Source organism: Lactobacillus sp. UMNPBX12 (genome assembly GCF_002553955.1).
GTDB lineage: Bacteria > Bacillota > Bacilli > Lactobacillales > Lactobacillaceae > Lactobacillus > Lactobacillus crispatus.
Map to the genome: position 1 here is coordinate 1 of NZ_PCYY01000030.1, position 18418 is coordinate 18418.

16 protein-coding genes, 2 pseudogenes and 3 other annotated features are annotated in these 18418 nt (G+C 38.1%); of the genes and pseudogenes, 13 read left to right on the top strand and 5 right to left on the bottom strand.

Annotated elements, in window-relative coordinates:
- Positions 1–90: 90 nt before the first annotated feature.
- The 6 genes and pseudogenes from CP363_RS09450 to CP363_RS09475 form a co-directional block, all read left to right on the top strand.
- A pseudogene (locus CP363_RS09450) lies at positions 91–456 on the top strand (ATP-binding cassette domain-containing protein); the annotation flags it as partial.
- Positions 457–462: 6 nt separating this feature from the next.
- Positions 463–1332, top strand: a complete 870-nt coding sequence (locus CP363_RS09455; RefSeq protein WP_061204905.1) for a transporter substrate-binding domain-containing protein — start codon at positions 463–465, stop codon at positions 1330–1332.
- A 39-nt stretch (positions 1333–1371) separates the two neighbouring features.
- Positions 1372–1577: a binding site (T-box leader), on the top strand.
- Between the two features lie 40 nt (positions 1578–1617).
- Positions 1618–2667: a phenylalanine--tRNA ligase subunit alpha gene (pheS, locus tag CP363_RS09460; protein ID WP_098036177.1), complete on the top strand. Its 1050-nt coding sequence runs from the start codon at positions 1618–1620 to the stop codon at positions 2665–2667.
- A gap of 3 nt (positions 2668–2670) precedes the next feature.
- Entirely contained in the window at positions 2671–5091 is a 2421-nt protein-coding gene (pheT, locus tag CP363_RS09465; RefSeq protein ID WP_098036178.1) for a phenylalanine--tRNA ligase subunit beta, read from the top strand.
- A gap of 78 nt (positions 5092–5169) precedes the next feature.
- On the top strand, positions 5170–5646 hold the full coding sequence (gene greA / locus CP363_RS09470) for a transcription elongation factor GreA (RefSeq protein ID WP_005719856.1): 477 nt from the start codon (positions 5170–5172) through the stop codon (positions 5644–5646).
- Positions 5647–5707: 61 nt separating this feature from the next.
- Positions 5708–6619, top strand: coding sequence for an L-lactate dehydrogenase (locus CP363_RS09475; RefSeq protein ID WP_005727148.1), 912 nt, complete (start codon positions 5708–5710; stop codon positions 6617–6619).
- 66 nt (positions 6620–6685) lie between these two features.
- Here CP363_RS09475 and CP363_RS09480 read toward each other — a convergent pair whose 3' ends face one another.
- The 3 genes from CP363_RS09480 to CP363_RS09485 all read right to left on the bottom strand — a co-directional run bounded on the left by CP363_RS09480 (position 6686) and on the right by CP363_RS09485 (position 9651).
- Complete coding sequence (locus CP363_RS09480) at positions 6686–7537, bottom strand: lipoprotein (RefSeq protein ID WP_005729016.1); 852 nt, start codon at positions 7535–7537, stop codon at positions 6686–6688.
- A 36-nt stretch (positions 7538–7573) separates the two neighbouring features.
- Positions 7574–7811: a binding site (T-box leader), on the bottom strand.
- A gap of 97 nt (positions 7812–7908) precedes the next feature.
- Complete coding sequence (locus CP363_RS10845; protein WP_162252610.1) at positions 7909–8073, bottom strand: hypothetical protein; 165 nt, start codon at positions 8071–8073, stop codon at positions 7909–7911.
- 24 nt (positions 8074–8097) lie between these two features.
- On the bottom strand, positions 8098–9651 hold the full coding sequence (locus tag CP363_RS09485; RefSeq protein ID WP_005723395.1) for a multicopper oxidase family protein: 1554 nt from the start codon (positions 9649–9651) through the stop codon (positions 8098–8100).
- Positions 9652–9879: 228 nt separating this feature from the next.
- On the opposite strand from CP363_RS09485, the gene CP363_RS09490 reads away from it, so the two are divergent.
- From CP363_RS09490 to CP363_RS09515, 6 genes are all read left to right on the top strand, one after another.
- Positions 9880–10695 (top strand): Cof-type HAD-IIB family hydrolase, encoded by an 816-nt coding sequence (locus tag CP363_RS09490; RefSeq protein WP_005719852.1) that lies wholly within the window; start codon positions 9880–9882, stop codon positions 10693–10695.
- A gap of 63 nt (positions 10696–10758) precedes the next feature.
- Positions 10759–11014: a binding site (T-box leader), on the top strand.
- A 78-nt stretch (positions 11015–11092) separates the two neighbouring features.
- On the top strand, positions 11093–12724 hold the full coding sequence (locus CP363_RS09495) for a peptide ABC transporter substrate-binding protein (protein WP_005729018.1): 1632 nt from the start codon (positions 11093–11095) through the stop codon (positions 12722–12724).
- 10 nt (positions 12725–12734) lie between these two features.
- Complete coding sequence (locus CP363_RS09500; protein WP_089147089.1) at positions 12735–13940, top strand: amidohydrolase family protein; 1206 nt, start codon at positions 12735–12737, stop codon at positions 13938–13940.
- A gap of 195 nt (positions 13941–14135) precedes the next feature.
- Positions 14136–15407 (top strand): M20/M25/M40 family metallo-hydrolase, encoded by a 1272-nt coding sequence (locus CP363_RS09505; RefSeq protein WP_098036179.1) that lies wholly within the window; start codon positions 14136–14138, stop codon positions 15405–15407.
- Complete coding sequence (locus CP363_RS09510) at positions 15404–16222, top strand: DUF3100 domain-containing protein (RefSeq protein WP_098036180.1); 819 nt, start codon at positions 15404–15406, stop codon at positions 16220–16222. The genes CP363_RS09505 and CP363_RS09510 overlap by 4 nt, the downstream gene beginning before the upstream one ends.
- Positions 16215–16706 carry a hypothetical protein gene (locus CP363_RS09515; protein WP_013086645.1) on the top strand — a complete coding sequence of 164 codons (492 nt, stop codon included), beginning with the start codon at positions 16215–16217 and terminating at the stop codon, positions 16704–16706. Before CP363_RS09510 ends, CP363_RS09515 begins: the two co-directional genes overlap by 8 nt.
- 45 nt (positions 16707–16751) lie before the next feature.
- Here the strand turns inward: CP363_RS09515 and CP363_RS11230 are convergent.
- A pseudogene (locus CP363_RS11230) lies at positions 16752–16829 on the bottom strand (integrase); the annotation flags it as partial.
- On the opposite strand from CP363_RS11230, the gene CP363_RS09520 reads away from it, so the two are divergent.
- The gene (locus CP363_RS09520; RefSeq protein ID WP_098036181.1) at positions 16825–17301 is read left to right on the top strand and encodes a TIGR02452 family protein; all 477 of its coding nucleotides are present in this window, start codon (positions 16825–16827) and stop codon (positions 17299–17301) included. The pseudogene CP363_RS11230 and the gene CP363_RS09520 overlap by 5 nt on opposite strands.
- An 84-nt stretch (positions 17302–17385) precedes the next feature.
- Here the strand turns inward: CP363_RS09520 and CP363_RS09525 are convergent, their stop codons facing one another.
- On the bottom strand, positions 17386–18165 hold the full coding sequence (locus tag CP363_RS09525; protein ID WP_005719842.1) for an SLAP domain-containing protein: 780 nt from the start codon (positions 18163–18165) through the stop codon (positions 17386–17388).
- Positions 18166–18418 lie beyond the last annotated feature (253 nt).

An 18418-nucleotide genomic window follows, 5' to 3' on the forward strand; every position in this document is an offset into this window, starting at 1 on the left:
GTAGACGTTGGTAAGAGAAATGGAAAGCACGAATAGTCCAAAATGTATGAAAATAGAACATAGTCATACATTTGCTTACATTTTTCATAGCAGCAAGTCGGTTTAGCTAATTATGCAAAGGCATATCCGCGTGAATTATCAGGTGGACAAAAGCAAAGAATTGCGATTGTGCGTGCTTTGATTATGCATCCCGAAGTAATGCTCTTTGATGAGATTACTGCTTCGCTTGACCCTGAAATGGTTCGCGGCGTGCTAGATATCATGCAAAGATTATCTGATAACGAACATATGACGATGATCATTGTTACGCATGAGATGAACTTCGCTGCGAGAATTGCCGATAAGGTGCTATTTTTAGAAGACGGAAAAATTTTGGAAGAGACACCAGGCAAAGAATTCTTTACTAAACCTCAGACTAAGCGGGCACAAGAATTTTTAGAGAGTATGGATTTTTAGGTGTGAATGATGGCAAAAAAGATTTTTAATTGGATCATGGCTGTCCTCTTTGCGGTAGTTGTAGTAATTGCTGGTTATTTTGGAATTACGCGACCAGGAATTAACGGCACTGCTTCAGGCGACAGATGGAATAATGAAAATAATGTATCTTCAATTAAACGTCGTGGCTATTTAAGAGTGGCTGTCTTTGGCGATCTACCGCCTTATGGCTGGGTTAATTCACAAGGTAAGCGTGTTGGCTATGACGTGCGCCTAGCTCGCAGAGTGGCGAAAGATTTGGGCGTAAAACCTAAGTTTATTCAAGTTAATGCCAATAATCGAATTGATACCTTGAATTCTAATAAGGCTGATATTGTTTTGGCTAACTTCACTTTGACACCAGAGCGTAAAAGCGTGGCTAGTTGGACTAAGCCATATATGAAAGTATCGGTTGGGGTGATTTCCCCTAAGTCAGCTCCGATAACTAGTCCAAAACAATTGAAAGGAAAAAGCGTGATCGTTACTAAAGGGACGACAGCAGAGAACTATTTTACTAAACAAAAAGGCGTAAACTTGCTTAAGTTTGACTCGAAAACTCAGCAGTTTAACGCGATTAAAAATGGCCGTGGTGCAGCTTTGGCCGATGATAATTCTTATCTGTATGCTTGGGTTAAGCGTAATCCTAAGTTTACTGTTGGAATTAAAACTATTGGCCCTAACCAATACATCTCTGGTGCGGTGAAGAAGGGCAACAAGTCACTGCAAAAATGGATGGATCGTGAAATTACTAAGCTGAACAGTGAGAGCTTCTTTACTTATGATTATAATAAAGAATTGAAGCCATACTTTGGTAAGGAAATCAGACCTAGTGACATTGTTTTGCCGCAGGGAAAATAAAAAACTTGCAAGAAACAGGTAAAAGAAATATCATATTAATTAATTACTAAGATCAAGACTAGTAACAGATTATTTTTCTAAAGAGAGTCTTCTTTCAAAAGCTGCAAGAGAAGATAGAAAAAGTCTGTGAATTTCATCTTGGGAGTAGGATCTAATCAATTCCGGTATTTCACCGTTAACGAAAACTTAAGTGTGGGCGTTGCTACGTCCAAACTAGGGTGGTACCGCGACGCTTCGTCCCTATTGAGGGGGCGGAGCTTTTTTTGTTTTGAAAGGAAAGATTTAATGGACTTATTTGATAAGTTAAAAGAGCTCCACGAAGAAGGGCTTAACCAAATCAACAAGGCTAAAGATGAAAAGACTTTAAACGATGTTAGAGTTGAACTTGTTGGTCGTAAAGGTGAATTAACTAAGATTTTGCACTCAATGCGCGAAGTTGCACCAGAAAACAGACGTGAAGTTGGACAAAAGGTTAACGAATTACGTGACCTGTTCAATGCTCAATTAGACGAAGCTAAGGAAAAGATTGTCAAGGCTGTTTTAGCTAAGAAGCTTGAAGATGAAAAAATTGATGTTACTTTGCCAGGACGTGAAGCACACCTTGGTTCTAGGCACCCAATCAACATCATCTTGGATGACCTTGAAAGCTACTTCATCGGCATGGGATACCGGGTAGTGCAAGGCCCAGAAATTGAAACCGATCACTACTGTTTTGAAATGATGAACATTCCTAAAGATCACCCAGCTCGTGACATGCAAGCTACTTTCTATATTGATAGTGAAGACTTGCTTAGAACCCAAACTTCAGGTGACCAAGCTAGAGTTTTAGAAAAGCATGACTTCTCAAAGGGTCCACTTAAGATGGTTGGTCCAGGTAAGGTATACCGCCGTGATGATGATGATGCTACTCACTCACACCAATTCATGCAAATGGAAGGTTTAGTAGTAGATAAGAACATCACGATGAGTGACTTAAAGGGTACCTTGGAAATGATTTCTAAGCATGTCTTTGGTCAAGATCGTGAAACTCGTTTGCGTCCAAGCTACTTCCCATTTACTGAGCCATCAGTTGAAATGGACGTTTCATGCTTTAACTGTGATGGTAAGGGCTGCCCAATTTGTAAGTACACTGGCTGGATCGAAGTTTTAGGTGCCGGAATGGTTCACCCTAATGTTTTGGAAAATGCTGGCATTGATTCAACTGTTTATGGTGGTTTTGCCTTCGGTGTTGGTCTTGATCGTTTCGCTATTTTGAAATACGGTATCGATGATATTCGTGACTTCTACACCAATGACGTACGTTTCTTAGAACAATTCCGTAAGGAGGAAAGATAATAGATGTTAGTTTCATATAACTGGTTAAAAGATTTTCTTGATTTAGATGGTCAAGATCCATACGAATTAGCAGAAGAAATTACTCGTAGCGGGGTTGAAATTCCTGACCGTATTCACCCAATGGATGGCTTAAAGAAATTAGTTGTCGGTCATGTCCTTGATTGTGAAGGCGTTGAAGGTACTCACTTACATTTAACTCACGTTGATGTCGGCGAAGATGAACCTTTACAAATTGTTTGTGGTGCACCTAATGTTGCTGCAGGCGAAGATGTGATTGTTGCTCTTCATGGTGCCCGCATTGCTGGCAATGAAAAGATCAAGAAGGGTAAGATCCGCGGCATGGAAAGCTACGGCATGATCTGTGGCTTGCAAGAAATTGGTTTCAGCGACAGCGTTGTGCCAGAAAAATTTGCGGATGGTATTTATGTCTTCCCAGAGGATGCGGAAGTTAAGCCAGGTCAAGATATTTATGAAGCACTTGGCATGGATGACTATATCTTAAATTTTGATATTACACCTAACCGTGCTGATACTTTGAGTATGGAAGGCGCAGCTTATGAAGTTGGCGCAATTATTGACCAAAAGCCAAAGGTTGAAGAAAAGGTTGTCTTAAAAGAAGATGGTCCAGCCTGGACAGATTCACTCGATGTTAAAGTTGATGAAAAGCTTGCACCTAAGTTTTACTTACGTAAGCTCGAGAATGTTAAGATTCAAGACTCACCACTTTGGTTGCAACGTCGTCTTTGGAATGCAGGCATTCGTCCAATTAACAATGTAGTTGACGTTACTAACTATATCATGCTGTTAACTGGTCAACCAATGCATGCTTATGACGCTAAGACTTTTGCTAACGGAAAGTTTGAAGTAAGACTTGCTAATAAGGGTGAGAAGCTTACTTTGCTTAATGAAAAAGAAGCCGAGCTTGATCCAAATGACATCATCATTACTGATGGTGAAAAGCCAGTGATGATGGCTGGTGTAATGGGTGGTCTTAACTCAGAAATTACTTCAGAAACTACTGATGTCATTCTTGAATCTGCCATTTTTGATCCAGCACTTGTAAGAAAAGCAGCTCTTCGTCACGCTAACCGTACTGAAGCATCCAGCCGCTACGAAAAAGGCGTTAACTGGGATGCGACTGAAAAGGCAATCAATATGGCTGCCCTTCTGCTTAGAAATGATGCTAACGCTACGGTTGATGAAGGCATTCTCAAGGCAACTGATCAAAAACGTGAACCAGTTGTGGTTAAGACTACTGCTTCATATATTGATAAAGTTTTAGGTACAAAATTATCAGTTGATGAAATTGTGAAGATCTTTGATCGTCTCTGCTTCAAGGTCGATGTAGATGGTGACAACTTAGCTGTTCATGTACCAAATAGAAGATGGGATATTTCAATTCCAGCTGACTTGGTTGAAGAAGTTGGTCGTTTGTACGGCTATGACAATCTTGAATCTACTCAACCTGTTTTGCCAGAAACTCACGGTGGCTACTCAGAAAAAGAAGAAATGATGCGTCGGATGAAGGCAATCGTTGAAGGACAAGGCTTGATGGAAGCTATTTCTTACTCATTGACTTCACCTGAAAAGGCAACTCGTTACACTAAAGATCCTAAAGATTTAGTTGAAGTTCAATCTCCACTTAACTCAAGCCGTTCTGCAATGCGTGAGAATTTGATGACTGGATTGGTAGATGCTGCTAGTTACAACTTTGCTAGAAAGCAAACACAATTAGCTTTATTTGAACAAGGCAGAACTTATGACCATGATGGTGGTAAATTCAACGAGCATGAACATTTAGCAGCTATTTACTCTGGCAATACTTTTGCGGAAAATTGGCAACATTTAACCCAAAAGGTAGACTTCTACTTTGTTAAGGGACAGTTAACCAATTTGTTCAATGCAATTGGTATTGATCCTGAAAAAGTGGTTTATGAGGCTAAAGGCATCAAGGGGATGCACCCAACTAGAACTGCAGGAATCTACATTGATAAGCAATATGTTGGGATGATCGGAATGATTGCTCACGCTGTAACGATTGCTGATAAGGCACTTCGTGGTAGCGAGCTTTATGGCTACGAAATTGATCTCGATACAATTATTCCAATGTTAACTAAGGGCGTAACTGCAGTGCCTGCACCTAAGTTCCCAGCAATTCAACGTGACCTTTCACTTTTAGTTGATAAGCCAGTTACTAACCAAGAAATTGAAAACGTCATTAAATCTAATGCTGGTAAGTACTTAACTGAACTTAAGGTAATCGATGTTTATGCTGGTGCTCACATTGATGTTGGTAAGAAGAGTATTGCTTACAACTTAACCTTCTTGAACAGAAAAGATACTTTAACCGACGATGTTGTCAATAACGCGATGGATAAGATTGTTGCTGCTCTTGAAAATGATCTTGCGATTAAAGTTCGTTAAAGGTTGACATTATTGACGTAAATTAATATTATTGATCAGTGCAAGATAAAGAAAATTAATTTCTGAGGAGTTAAAAATATGCCTGAAAAATCTTATCCAATGACTGCTGAAGGTAAAGAAAAACTTCAAGCAGAATTAAAGAACTTAAAATTAGTTAAGCGTCCAGAAGTTATTGAACGTATTAAGGTTGCGCGTTCATTCGGTGACTTGTCAGAAAACTCCGAATATGACGCAGCTAAGGACGAACAGAGTCACTTGGAAGACAGAATTGCGCAAGTTGAAGAAATGCTTAAGTATGCGCAAGTTGTTGATGCAGAAAGCGTTGATCCTAACGAAGTTTCAGTTGGTAAAACAATTACCTATACTGAAGTTGGTACTGATGATCCAGAAACTTACACTATTGTAGGTAGTGATGAATCAGATCCATTGAATGGCAAGATTTCTAACGATTCACCAATTGCTCAAGCTTTATTGGGCAAAAAGAAGGGTGAAACCGTATCAATTACCACTCCTGGTGGCAAGTTTGACGTTGTAATTAACGAAGTTAAAGCCTAATAATAAAAAGGGAGGGTAGCTATGACTATCTTCCTTTTTGTTTTTTTGAAAGGATTTTAAAATGAGAACAGTTGGTATTATTGGCATGGGCCATGTTGGTGCAACCGTTGCCTATACTTTATTTACGCACAGTATGGTTGACGAACTGATTTTAATTGATAAAAATGAAGCTAAAGTAAATGCTGAATACAATGACTTGCATGATACTTTGGCTAGAAATGATAGCTATGTTAATGTGCGAAAGCAAGATTGGGACGGCTTAGAAGATGCTGACATTATTATTACCGCTTTTGGTGATATTGCGGCTTCAGTTAAGACAGGCGACCGCTTTGGTGAGTTTGAATTAAATGCAAGAAATGCCAAAGAAGTTGGGGCAGATATTAAAGAATCAGGCTTTCACGGCGTTTTGATCAATATTTCTAATCCATGTGATGCAATTACCCAAATTTTGCAAGAAACTTCTGGTTTAAAGAAGAATCGCGTCTTTGGTACTGGTACTTTCCTTGATACTGCAAGAGTTCAAAGAATAATTGGTGAAAAACTTGGTCAAGATCCACGTAACGTAGAAGGTTTCGTTTTAGGTGAACATGGTTCTTCACAATTTACAGCCTGGTCAACGGTAAGAGTTAACAACAAGATTGCTTTCCAATTGTTTGGTGATGAAGAACAAGAAAAGATTAGTGAACAATCAAATAAGAATTCCTTTATTGTGGCTAAGGGAAAGGGCTATACTAGCTATGCTATTGCCACTTGTGCTACTCGTTTAGTTCAAGCAGTCTTTAGCGATGCTCATCTATATTGTCCTGTTTCAGTTTATAATCCTGAATACAAGACTTATATTGGTTATCCAGCTATTATTGGTCGCGACGGCATTGAGGAAGAAATTGAATTAAAGCTTACTTCTGAAGAAAAAGAAAAGTTGCAAGCTGCTGCAGATAAGATCAAAGAACACTTGAAGCAATTGAAGAAATAAAAAATAGTCATTATAAAAAAATAAGGCGAGAATTACAGTCATTGTAGTTCTCGTCTTATTTATTGCTTATTTTAGTTTTACATCCCAAGCGGCAATTTGCTTGTTGCCGTAGTATTTCTTGTAAATTTGCTTGGTCTTTTTGGTCTGGTATGCTTTAACAATTTCTTGATAAATCTTTTTATTTTTATCCTTGGTGCGGGCGCAAATAATATTGATCCATTGCTCAGAGTCTTTGTTCAATGGTTCGACAAAGATAGTTTGCTTGTCACCTAGATGTGCAGGGCCAGCAAAGTCATTGTTGACGACAGCGGCATCAACATCATCGATCACGCGGCTAGTTTGTTCAGATGCAACTTCTTTAATTTTGAAGTGGTTAGGATTGGCAGTAATATCTGCAACAGAGACCAATACTTTACCTTTCTTCAATTTGATCAACCCGGCATTTTTCAAAACAAAAAGTGCTCTTGATTCATTGGTGGGATCGCTGGGGACCACAATTGTTGCTCCTTCAGGTAGTGCATTTAGGCTATGATATTTTTTGGAATATAAGCGAATAGGTGAGATATAGGTTTTACCGATTGCAGTAATTCCGCCATGGTTGGCTTTGTTCCAGGCGTTGAGGAAAGCATAGTGCTGGAAGGCATTCAGATCAACGTCACCGGATTTAAGTGCCTTGTCAGGTTGGTCATAACCATCAAAACTTTTAGTGGTTAAAATAATCCCATATTTCTGTTTGACGGTTTGAGCAACGCTTTTCCAGATTGCAATGTCACCTTTGCTGGCACCAACGATTCCTACGCTAACTTTGGTTTGACCGTTGCTTTTTGGCGTCCAAAAGAAGCTGAAGTAACCAGCTACGATAATCAATAAGCTAACAATGGTGCCAATAATAATATTCCGCTGTCTTCTTTTTCTCATTTTTCTTTCTCTCATATGCAAAAAAAGCACCCATCCTCAAAGGACGAGTGCTTCGTGTTACCACCTTTATTTGCCAGCTATTTACATAACTGACCTCAATAGCTATCTAACAATAGCTTGCATTGTTAACGAGAGCAACCCCGATACTAGCTAAATATCACTAGTATAATCATTCTGAATCCATTTTCATTAAGCAGTTTCTTTTACTTCTCACCAACCAGTAATTCTCTGTAAGAAAGCTAGCTATAATTACTCTATTCATCAAGATTTTTTAATTATTGCTATTAATTTATCATCTCGTTTTAATTTTGTCAAATAAATTTTTTTACTTAGTTAAAAAGTTAGTAACGGAAGAAATAGTGAGAAAAAGTTTATTTTCGTCGATTAACAAAGTAGTAAATGAGTGAGACAACCGATTCAGCCAACATCCCACCGGCCATCCAGTACATTGCCATCATCATTTTGCCGGTAAAAGTAAAGTAGGCAGTAATGGCGTAAACAATTACCCAAATAATTTTCCAAAATAAGTTATTCATTCCTGAGCACATTTTGAAGCTCCTTTATTTTTGACTAGCACCAGAACTGCTGTCAACTTCCATGCCGCAACCTTCGGTATCCATTCCTGGCATCCACACATCTTCAGGTTTAATGCCTCTTTCTTTAGCAAAGGCGTCGGTTAATGTCTTCATATCCATTAACTTGTATGTCTTTGGGTGTTTAGGGTCGAATACTTCGATTTGAGCCATCATTCCGGCATCTTCGTGTTCAATAATGTGGCAGTGGTACATGAAGACTCCAGTTTGTGGGAATTCTACACGCAAGCGGACGGTTTCACCTGGTCTGACAGGAATGGTGTCTTTGTAACCATATTCATTTGGAAATGGCTTTTCGCCATCACGTGAAACGACTGTAAAGTGTGTGCCGTGAATATGGAATGGGTGCAACATACCGTGTTCCTTAGAGTTGGTATTAGTTACGTCCCAGTATTCAGCATGACTAACTTGTTGCTTCATATCGATCCGCTGCATTGCGAATTGCTTGCCATTTATCTTGTTGTGATCATCCATAGTTACTTTACGAACTGGCAAATCTTCAGCGATTTCAGGAATTTCTGGTTTGAATAATGTATCAGGAATAACACTGTTGTCAGGTGCAAACTTGTGAATTCTAAATTCAATTAGTTTGAAATCATCAGTATAAAGGTTAACGACATCGCCATCATGGTAATCCTTGAAGTCAACTACAACTTGAAGCCGTTCACCAGGTGTTACCAAGATCTTAGTCATTTTGATTGGATGAGGCAAAAATGAATCGTCACCTGCAATTTGAGTCATAACTAGGTCATCATCAAAGTGCAAGCGCCATTCACGACGGTTAGACCCACCTAAGAATAGTAAACGAATCTTTTGTGTTGTTACATCAACATAAGGGCGAACCGTGCCGTTGATTAATGGTGTTTCACCGAAGACGCCCATTGCATCATAATCAGCGCGATAGTCAAGTTGATTATCTTTGTGGAAAGTACGGTCTTGCAAAATAACTGGAAACTCGTCAACGCCATAGTTTTTAGGAATTGGGAGTTTAGCTTCGTTTTCATCTGTTACTACTACGCCCATAGCTAATCCCATCCAAACTTGGGCAGCGGTGGATGGACATGGGTGAGCATGAAGCCATGTTAAGGCAGCTGGTTGATTAACAGTGAATTCGATTTGCTTTTCTTCACCTGGATAAACAGGGGCATGACAGCCACCATCAGTAATAGGACCAGGAACTTCCATGCCATGCCAGTGATAAGTTGTTAGTTCTGGTAAACTATTTTTTAAGGTAACGTGAACTCGCTGGCCACGTTTTAAGACCATGGTTTTACCTAACAAAGGAGCGTTATAACCCCAAGTCTTGGTCTTAGCTCCAGGCAATATTTGGCTTTCGCTTTCAATTGATTCAAGAGTGAACCAGACATCAGTATCAGTTTCCTTATCCGGTGCAAGAACTGGAGGGACAGCTAATGGCTGAGCTTCTACACCTTGAGGGATGCTTAATTTCTTGTAGTGGAAGTGGTTTTTGTCAAAATCTTCATCTTCGATAAAGTAATTAGTGTATATCTTATCTGTCATCTTATTAACACCATCCTTTTGACACCAACTTAGCATGATTTTTTACCGTCTTCAAGGCGCAAGAACGCTGTTATTTAAAGGCTTGCATGTCTATTATAACTATGTAATGAAAAATATTTTTACTATTTTGTAATCGCTTACACTTAGACGAATTATGTTATTTTACAAGATTTGTTGCCTTGCTAGGCTTGCGTGTCTCCGGTAAACTAAGCATGAAGAGGTGACTAGATGTATAAAATTATTGCGTGTGACTTAGATGAAACGTTGTTGAGCGCAGATACGCATGTCTCAGTAGAAAATAGAGAAGCGATTCAAAAAGCAGTTGCTCACGGTGTAAAATTTGTTCCTGCAACTGGACGAGGCTACGTTTCTGTCCAAAATACTTTAAAGGAAATAGGATTAGAGCAGGCAGCTAATGAATATGTGATTTCATTCAATGGTGCCAGCATTACAGAAAATAAGAATAATCGCGTGCTGTATTTTGACGGCTTGCCTAATGAAATTGCGGATCGGTTATATCGGCATGGGGTTGAACTAGATATTGCCATGCATGTTTACACTCAAGATATGGTATATACGTATCATATCGATGATGATGAACGTGCCTATATGACGGGACGACACCAGTTTAAAGAGATTGAAGATAAAGACTTGTCATTTTTGGAGGGGCAGAAAATTGCCAAGGTGCTCTATGAGAGTCTTGATAATAATTATTTGCACCGGATCGCCGCTGAATTAGGACCAATTACGCAAGAATTGGATATTTCATATTCATCTAATCGTTATTTAGAATTTAACCGTAAAGGTGTCAATAAAGGCGCGGGACTGATGAAGCTGGCTGAGCAGCTTAGGGTGCCGATTGAAGAAACAATTGCCATTGGTGATAATTTTAATGACTTGTCAATGATTCAGGCTGCTGGTGTGGGTGTTGGTGTGGCTAATGTCAATCCTGCTATGAAAGAGCAATGCGATTACATTACTCAGGCTGATAATAATCATGGTGCAGTTGCCGAGGCAATTGATCATTTTATTTTTAACAATTGAAAAAAATAAAAAAATAATTGACAGATTAAAAATACATGATATTATTGTTTACAACAAATAAAAAAAAGAGCTTTGATAAGGAAAGTAACTTAAGAAATGATTTGCAGAGAGTCTTCGGTTGGTGGAAGAAGATAATGATGAATTAAGTGAAAATCACCTTTGAGCTGAAAGTGCGATATTAGCATTTTCAGGGTCCGCCCTCTATAGCGGCGACGTATCGCTGATTTTGATAGAATCAGCCGCACGTGCATGAGGTAGAATTTTTGTGAGTATTATTCTACGAATAAATAGGTGGTACCGCGTTGAAGACGCCCTATTAGATCAATTGATCTAGTAGGGCGTTTTTTAATTATCATAAGCTTGTTGTTAATTTTTTTGACTTATGGGAGAGATAAAAATGAGAAAAACATTGAAGCACTTATTTGGCACGACTGTAGTAGCACTTTTAGGCGTAAGTACTTTATCTGCATGTTCATCAAGCAAATCTGGTGCTAAAGCACCTAAACAAGAATTGACCTGGATGACTACCTCAGAAATCCAAACTATGGATCCTTCAAAGATGGTAGATACAACTGGTAGTGAACAGGCATCTAATGTTTTTGAAGGGCTCAATAGACTGAATAAAGCGGGTAAAGTTGTATCTGGTGTGGCTACTAAAACTAATCAGAGTAAAGATGGTTTGACCTGGACTTTTACTTTAAGAAAGAATGCTAAGTGGTCTAATGGTGATCCAGTGACCGCTGAAGATTTTGTTTATTCTTTAAGACGGACACTTGATCCTAAGACACAATCACAACAGCAAAATGAGTGGTCAAATGTAGTTAATGCAGATGATGTTTTAGCTGGGAAAAAAGCTCCGTCGACTTTAGGTGTTGAAGCTAAGGGTAAATATGAATTGGTAGTTCACTTGAAACATCCCGTACCGTATTTTAAAGCCTTGTCAGTTGGTTGGAATCCGCAAAATAAACACGTAGTCGAAAAGTTTGGCAAAAAATATGGGACTGCATCTAAGTATATGGTTTACAATGGTCCGTTTGTTCAAAAAGGCTGGACTGGTTCAAGTCTTAACTGGAAGTTAGAAAAGAATGATCAATATTGGGACAAAGATAAAGTTAAATTGCAGACGGTTAATTATAGTGTACAAAAGACGCCTTCAACTGATTACAATCTGTATCAGGCTAACAAATTAGATGGTGCCTATCTTGATGTTCAGGCTTCAAAGAGACTGAAGGGTCAATCTGGTTATACAGTCTATAAACTAGATAGAACTGAATACTTGACTTTCAATGTATCCAAGCATCCAGAACTAGCTAATGTCGATTTTAGAAGAGCAGTTTCAATGGCACTTAACCGAGCTCAATTGGCTAAAACAGTTGGTGGTGCTAATACCGTAGCTCGAACTTTTGCTGGACCAAATGAATATGTTGATGGTAAGAATTTTGACCAGTATGTTGAAAGCAAAAATCCAGCTAATAAATATATGAATTATAACCCTGCAGGCGCTAAGAAACTTTATGATAGAGCATTAAAAGAATTGGGTAAGAATAAGTTGGCCTTTACCTTAATGGGTGACGATGATGACGTTTCTAAAAAGGTTTTAGAGTTTGTGCAAAGCCAGTTAGAAGATACCTTTGGCAAAAAAGTTGATGTAACTGTTAGAAGCATGCCGAAGACTACTAGAGTTAAGAAAATGCTCAATGGTGATTTCGAGGCAGTCTTTACTGGATTGACTTCGGGCTATTTAGATCCTAATTCACAATTGCACACAATGATGACAGGACAAAGTTATAACTTCGGTAAATGGTCTAACAAAGATTTTGACAAGTATATGAATAATTCAGATAAGGAATTAAATCCTACTAAGCGATTAGAAGATTTGTATAATGCAGAACGTGTTTTAACTGATCAACAAGGATTGACGCCATTATTCCATGATGGTCAAGCTTGGATGGTTCGACCAAGTGTTAAAAATGTAGAATTCTTGGGTGGTAATTTCAGCTTTAAAGATGCATCTGTAAGTAATAATTAGGAGAAAAATAATGACTAAAACAGCTTTTGTAAATTGTAATTTATTCGTTGGTAATGAAGATAATCTAGTAGATAATGCTTGGTTTGTCGTTGATGATGAAACAGGTAAATTGACCGATCAAGGTAAGGGAAAATGCACAGCAGATTTTGACAAACAAGTTGACCTTAAAGGGAAATATGTGATGAGCGGTTTGCTTAATTCACATACTCACATGGGGCTTGATTCTGACTTGAAGAAAAAATTTCCGACTACTGAAGCTTCGACTACTTATGCAGCACTGCGGGATCTGCGTGAAGCTTTACAAACTGGTGTGACTTATGTTCGTAGTTGTGGCACATCCTTTGATGTTGACTGTAAATTAGTGCAGATGCGCAAGCAGTATCCTTTTGAAGGTCCTCAAGTGATGCCAACTGGAATGACAATGTCAATTGTCGGCGGACATGGTGATTTCAAGGTGGGGTTAAATGGAGAGCAAAATGCTAGTCATTTGGTTAACGGTCCAGAGGACATGCGTCGGGCAGTGCGTGAACAGTTTTCCAAGGGTGCTAAAAATGTTAAGCTGATGGCAACAGGTGGAATTATGTCATTAGGCGATCAAGTTGACGATACCGAACTTTCTCTTGAAGAAATGAAGATGGCGGTAGAAGAAGCTCATTCCAAGCACATGACAGTTTGTGCTCACGCCGAGGGACGACTTGGTATTCATTATGCAGTTGTTGCAGGAGTTGATTCTGTAGAACATGGTTTTTATTTAGATGATAATGACTTGGCTTTGATGAAAAAACAAGGTACATTTTTGTCACCAACATTGACTGCAGGTCGGACAATTGTCGTTCATGGAAAAGATGTTGTACCTGAGTTCTCATACCGCAAGATGTGTGCAGTAGTTGATGACTTTTATAATCATGTCGGCCATGCGATCAAGGAGGGGGTGAGACTGGCAATGGGGACAGACGCAGGAACATATTTCAATCGCTTCTCTGATACACCTAATGAATTAGTGGAATTGGTTAGAGCAGGAGCCACAAATTATCAAGCTTTAAGAGCAGGCGGCTTGGGTAGTGCTGAATTGCTTAAGGTTGATCAAGAATATGGTTCGCTTGAAGTTGGCAAATATGCGGATTTCCTAGTTTTGCGGGATAATCCATTAGAAAATGTTGCTGCAGTCGGCCAAAAAGACAAGCAAGTTTACCAACATGGTTTACGTAAATTCTAAATATTTTTTACTACAAATAAAGCATCACTTGTGAGATTTTTCTTGTAAGTGATGCTTTATTTATGCTTATCGTTATTTAAAATACGAACCATTTATTTATTATAATTAAAAATTGTTCTTGCTTCAGCTTGAATATCGCTGTACTATTTAAACCATCAAATGTAATATTGATGATTTGAAAAAGTGGGGAATTGAATGTCGAGTTTTCAAGAATACTATCCAAGAATGCGGGAATTAGCAGATTATCTACTAAATAATCCGGAGTTGGGATATAAGGAGTATAAAACTTCTGAGGCGATAGAAGAAGCTATTCATGAAATCACTCCTATGGCAAAAGCCGAACATTTCTGCAATACAGGGATAAAAGTGGTGTTTAATAATCACCAAACTAAGACTATTGGAATTATTGCAGAACTAGATTCACTATACCAGCCGGGGCATAGAAATGCTGATAGTGAAACAGGAGCAGCTCAAGCTTGTGGCCATTATACTCAGGTGACAATAGCTTTAGCGATTATGAATGAACTAGTGAAAAATAAACGAATTGGTGATTTTGGCGCTAACTTAGCATTTATTTTTACACCGGCTGAAGAATTTGTTGATTTGGAGTGGCGCAAAAAACAGAAAGCGGAAGGAAAAATCACTTATTTTGGTGGTAAACAAGAAGCAATTAAATTAGGTGTCTTTGATGATGTCGACTACTGTGTCTCAGTTCATGCTATAGGTGAAAATTTTGAGCGTAGGACTATTGAAATTAATTGTGATTTAGCTGGATTTAATTTTCAATACTTTGACTTCTTTGGTAAGGCGAGTCATGCAGCATTTGCTCCTGAAGAGGGGGTAAATGCACAGAGTATAGCCACCCTATTTACCACTGCTTTGGCCTTCAAACGTCAACAATTAAAAAATCCAAATCAAATTAGGTTTAATCCAGTGATGATAGGTGATAATACAGAATCGATTAATGTAATTCCCGATCATGTTAGCATGGGGACAGATATACGATACTTTGATGTCGAATATGCACAGCAACTAATGAAGCAATTCAATCAAGCAGCAGAAGGATGCTCCCTAGCTTTAGGCGGTAATTTTAATTCAGAAACACAGGTTGGCTATTTGCCTTTAAGGTCGAATAGAGACATGAATGCTTTAATAAAAAATGTATTTTTAAGGAATGACAAGATTTCAGAATTGATTGAAAACCGAGGCTATACCATGGCAGCTGGTGATATTGGTGATGTAAGTTATCTAATGCCAACTATTCAGATTGGATATGGTGGTTGGAATGGAACCATTCATGGCTCTGATTTTAAATTAGTTGATCCAGTTTTTGTACTGGACATATTCCCGGAATTTATCTTTAACAGTGTTTTAGAAATATCAAATAATCTTAATAAAATCAGGACTTATCGTAGAACAAATCAGGAATATCTTGAACAATTAAATAAAATGGGAGCAGAAAAATGAAATCTTTAAAAAATTATGGTCCATTAATTATTTTAGTGCTATTGATTGACACTATTGCGGAATTTATAGGGATGCAGGTTTTCAAAATTGGTAAAATTGAAGTTTCAATTCTACCATTAGTATTCGCAGTTATTTTAGCGATTATTATTTATTTACTTCCATTAAAGCCAATCAAGCGGCTTTACAATGATAAAAGAGTAAAGTTTGCTGGAAAATATATGATTTTAATAATGTTGCCACTAATGGCACGTTATGGAGCAAATGTTGCACCTAAGATTAATGAAATTTTATCAGTAGGTTGGGTATTTCTCATTCATGAGTTAGGTAATTTAGGCACAATTTTATTTGGACTACCAGTAGCTTTATTACTAGGATTAAGACAAGAGGCCATTGGCTCAACATTGGGATTAGGCAGAGAAGGAGAACTAGCCTATATTAGTGAAAAATATACACTTGATTCACCGGAAGGTCGAGGAGTCCTAGGTATTTACTTAATTGGAACAATTTTTGGTTCGATTGTCTTCTCAATTTTAGCACCAGTTCTTTTGGGGATGGGCTTTAGTTATCAAGCTGTTGCGATGAGTTCTGGAGTAGGATCAAGTTCTATGATGACTGCAGCTTCTTCAGCTTTAGCAGCTCTGGTTCCTAAACATAGTGAGACGATTCTATCATTTGCGGCAGCAAGTCAGTTGTTAACTAGTTTTATTGGAACTTATATTATGTATTTCCTCGCAGTTCCTTTGCAAAGATTCATGTATGTTCACTTGACTAGTTTGCTTGATAAAAAGAAAGAAGTATACCCAGAACATGATTAGAGAAAATAATTTTTATAAATTAGGTAGAGATGCATTAATTTTATTGCTTAGTGTTAGTTTAGTTTTATTTGTTCAGTGGATTAAGTTAGTAAAAAATCCTAAGAGCACCCCAATTACACCTGATACTTTTGCCGGCCTAGGTCTATTATGGCTGTTTTCTCTGATTGGCATTATTATCAGTATGTTAATGAAACGAGTTCCGTGGAAGATTGTTAGAGGATTTCCCATTCTAGGCTGGGTGTCTATCGTTTCATTAGTTTTCTGTTTGCTTAGTCCATATTGTGTTCGTGTAATTAATGCAGTAGATTTTTTATCATTAACTACATCGGTATTAGCCTTTGCCGGAATTTCAGTAACTCATAGATTGAAGGATTTATCAAAGATTTCATGGAAGATCTTAATTGTGGCATTATTTGTCTTTTTCGGTATGTATTTCATGGATACTTTGATTTCTCAAATTGCACTTAATTTGAGTGGAAGATAAAAATCCTTTTATTCCTGAATTGTCAAATTAAGTGCAACAGTTAGGTTATGAAGAGATATATTGCTTGAAGAGTTCTTCTGCTGTCTGATATTGGAGGATTCGGCGATATTTGTGGTTAATGGCCCAGGAAGAGGCACTTTGCGGCGTATCTGATCTTTATCCAATAATTACCAGTTTTACAGATTATTATGCTTGGAATAAGCAACACCTCAATGACAATCTTTATACTGATCGAGCAATTTACACGCCTGATGTGCTTTGGGGTACGAGTACTAGACCTAGCGCAAAAACAGATGTCATTACTTGCGCTGCTCCAAATAAATCTGCTGCCCGAGGCAAAGCAAAAGGAATGGCAAATGATGCAATGATTGAGCGAATGAAATTCGTTAAGAAAATTGCTGAAGATCAACAAGTGGATGTGCTTATTCTGGGCGCCTGGGGTGCAGGCGTTTTTGGCTTTAACGCAAAAGAAGTCGCAAAAATGTGGCAGGAGGCCTTTGATACTCCGACAAGCATCTCCACTGTGATTTACGCTGTTATTCCTGGCAGAAAGAATAAAGACGTGGTAGCTGATTTTAAGGATATTTTTGTTTAAATAGAAATTTTCTCTCAAATAACAATCCAAACAAAAAAGACGAGCCAACGCCCGTCTTTTTATTTTCTTGAAATAAATTTTTAGTTAAAAGTTAGCTTTTTTAACGTAAGTATTCTTTGAAATACGATAGAAAGTCTTGCCGTGTAATTTAATTGCGCGACCATAAGTGTTAACGCGGTGACCTTTCTTCAAAACTTTCTTATTAGCACGCTTGCCGTTCTTCTTGTAGACATAAGCATTGTGCTTCAGAGTCCGCTTAACGGCCTTAGCTTTCTTGGCAGCTGTCTTTTTAGCAGCAGCGGCATCAGTTTGAGTCTTGTCAGATGTAGTATTGGCATCTTTATTAGCAGTGTCTTCAGCGACCTTACCTAAAGTAATATCAGCCTTTTCGTTCATGGTCTTGCCCATAACGTTAAGACCGAATTCTAAGCTGCCAGCGCCTTCTTTATAAGCATCTGCTGAGAAAACATAGTCAAGGGATGAGCCGTCTTTAGCAACATTTTCTTGCTTGCCGGCTACACCATTCAATGTTAGGCTAGCAACCATCTTAGACATGTCTTGACCTTTGGTCATTGGTGCTTTAGAGCCATCAACGTGAATAATTACTTCGGTAACTTTACCGTCCTTAACATTAACTTGAGCAGAGTTGCCCAAGAACATAGCAGCTTCTGATGGGGTAGTGCTGCCAGTTTTGGTAATAGTCATAGTGATAGTTTGCAAGTCGCTGTTTTGACTAGTAGCAGTAGTTGCAGCAACATTAGTAGCAGGTTGATCAGCTGCAGACACTACAGCTGATGGTGCCAAAACACTAGCGCTTGCGAGTAAAGCAAGTGATGTTAAAATGATTTTAGTATTTTTTCTCATAAAAGTTTCCTCCCACGAATTTTAGATATCGCTTACATTATGATCAAATAAATGTTATAAATCAATATATTTTTTGTTATTTTATTTTTTTATGAGCATAATAAACTGAATAAAATATCATCTTGAAACCGATTGCATAGTTATTTTAAGAACTTTATAATAGAAAAGACTAATAGTATTAATAGTAAAAAGAAGGATGAGACTGTAAAATAGTTTGTGTAAGGATGAATGATTCCTTAAATTTATTTCTTTA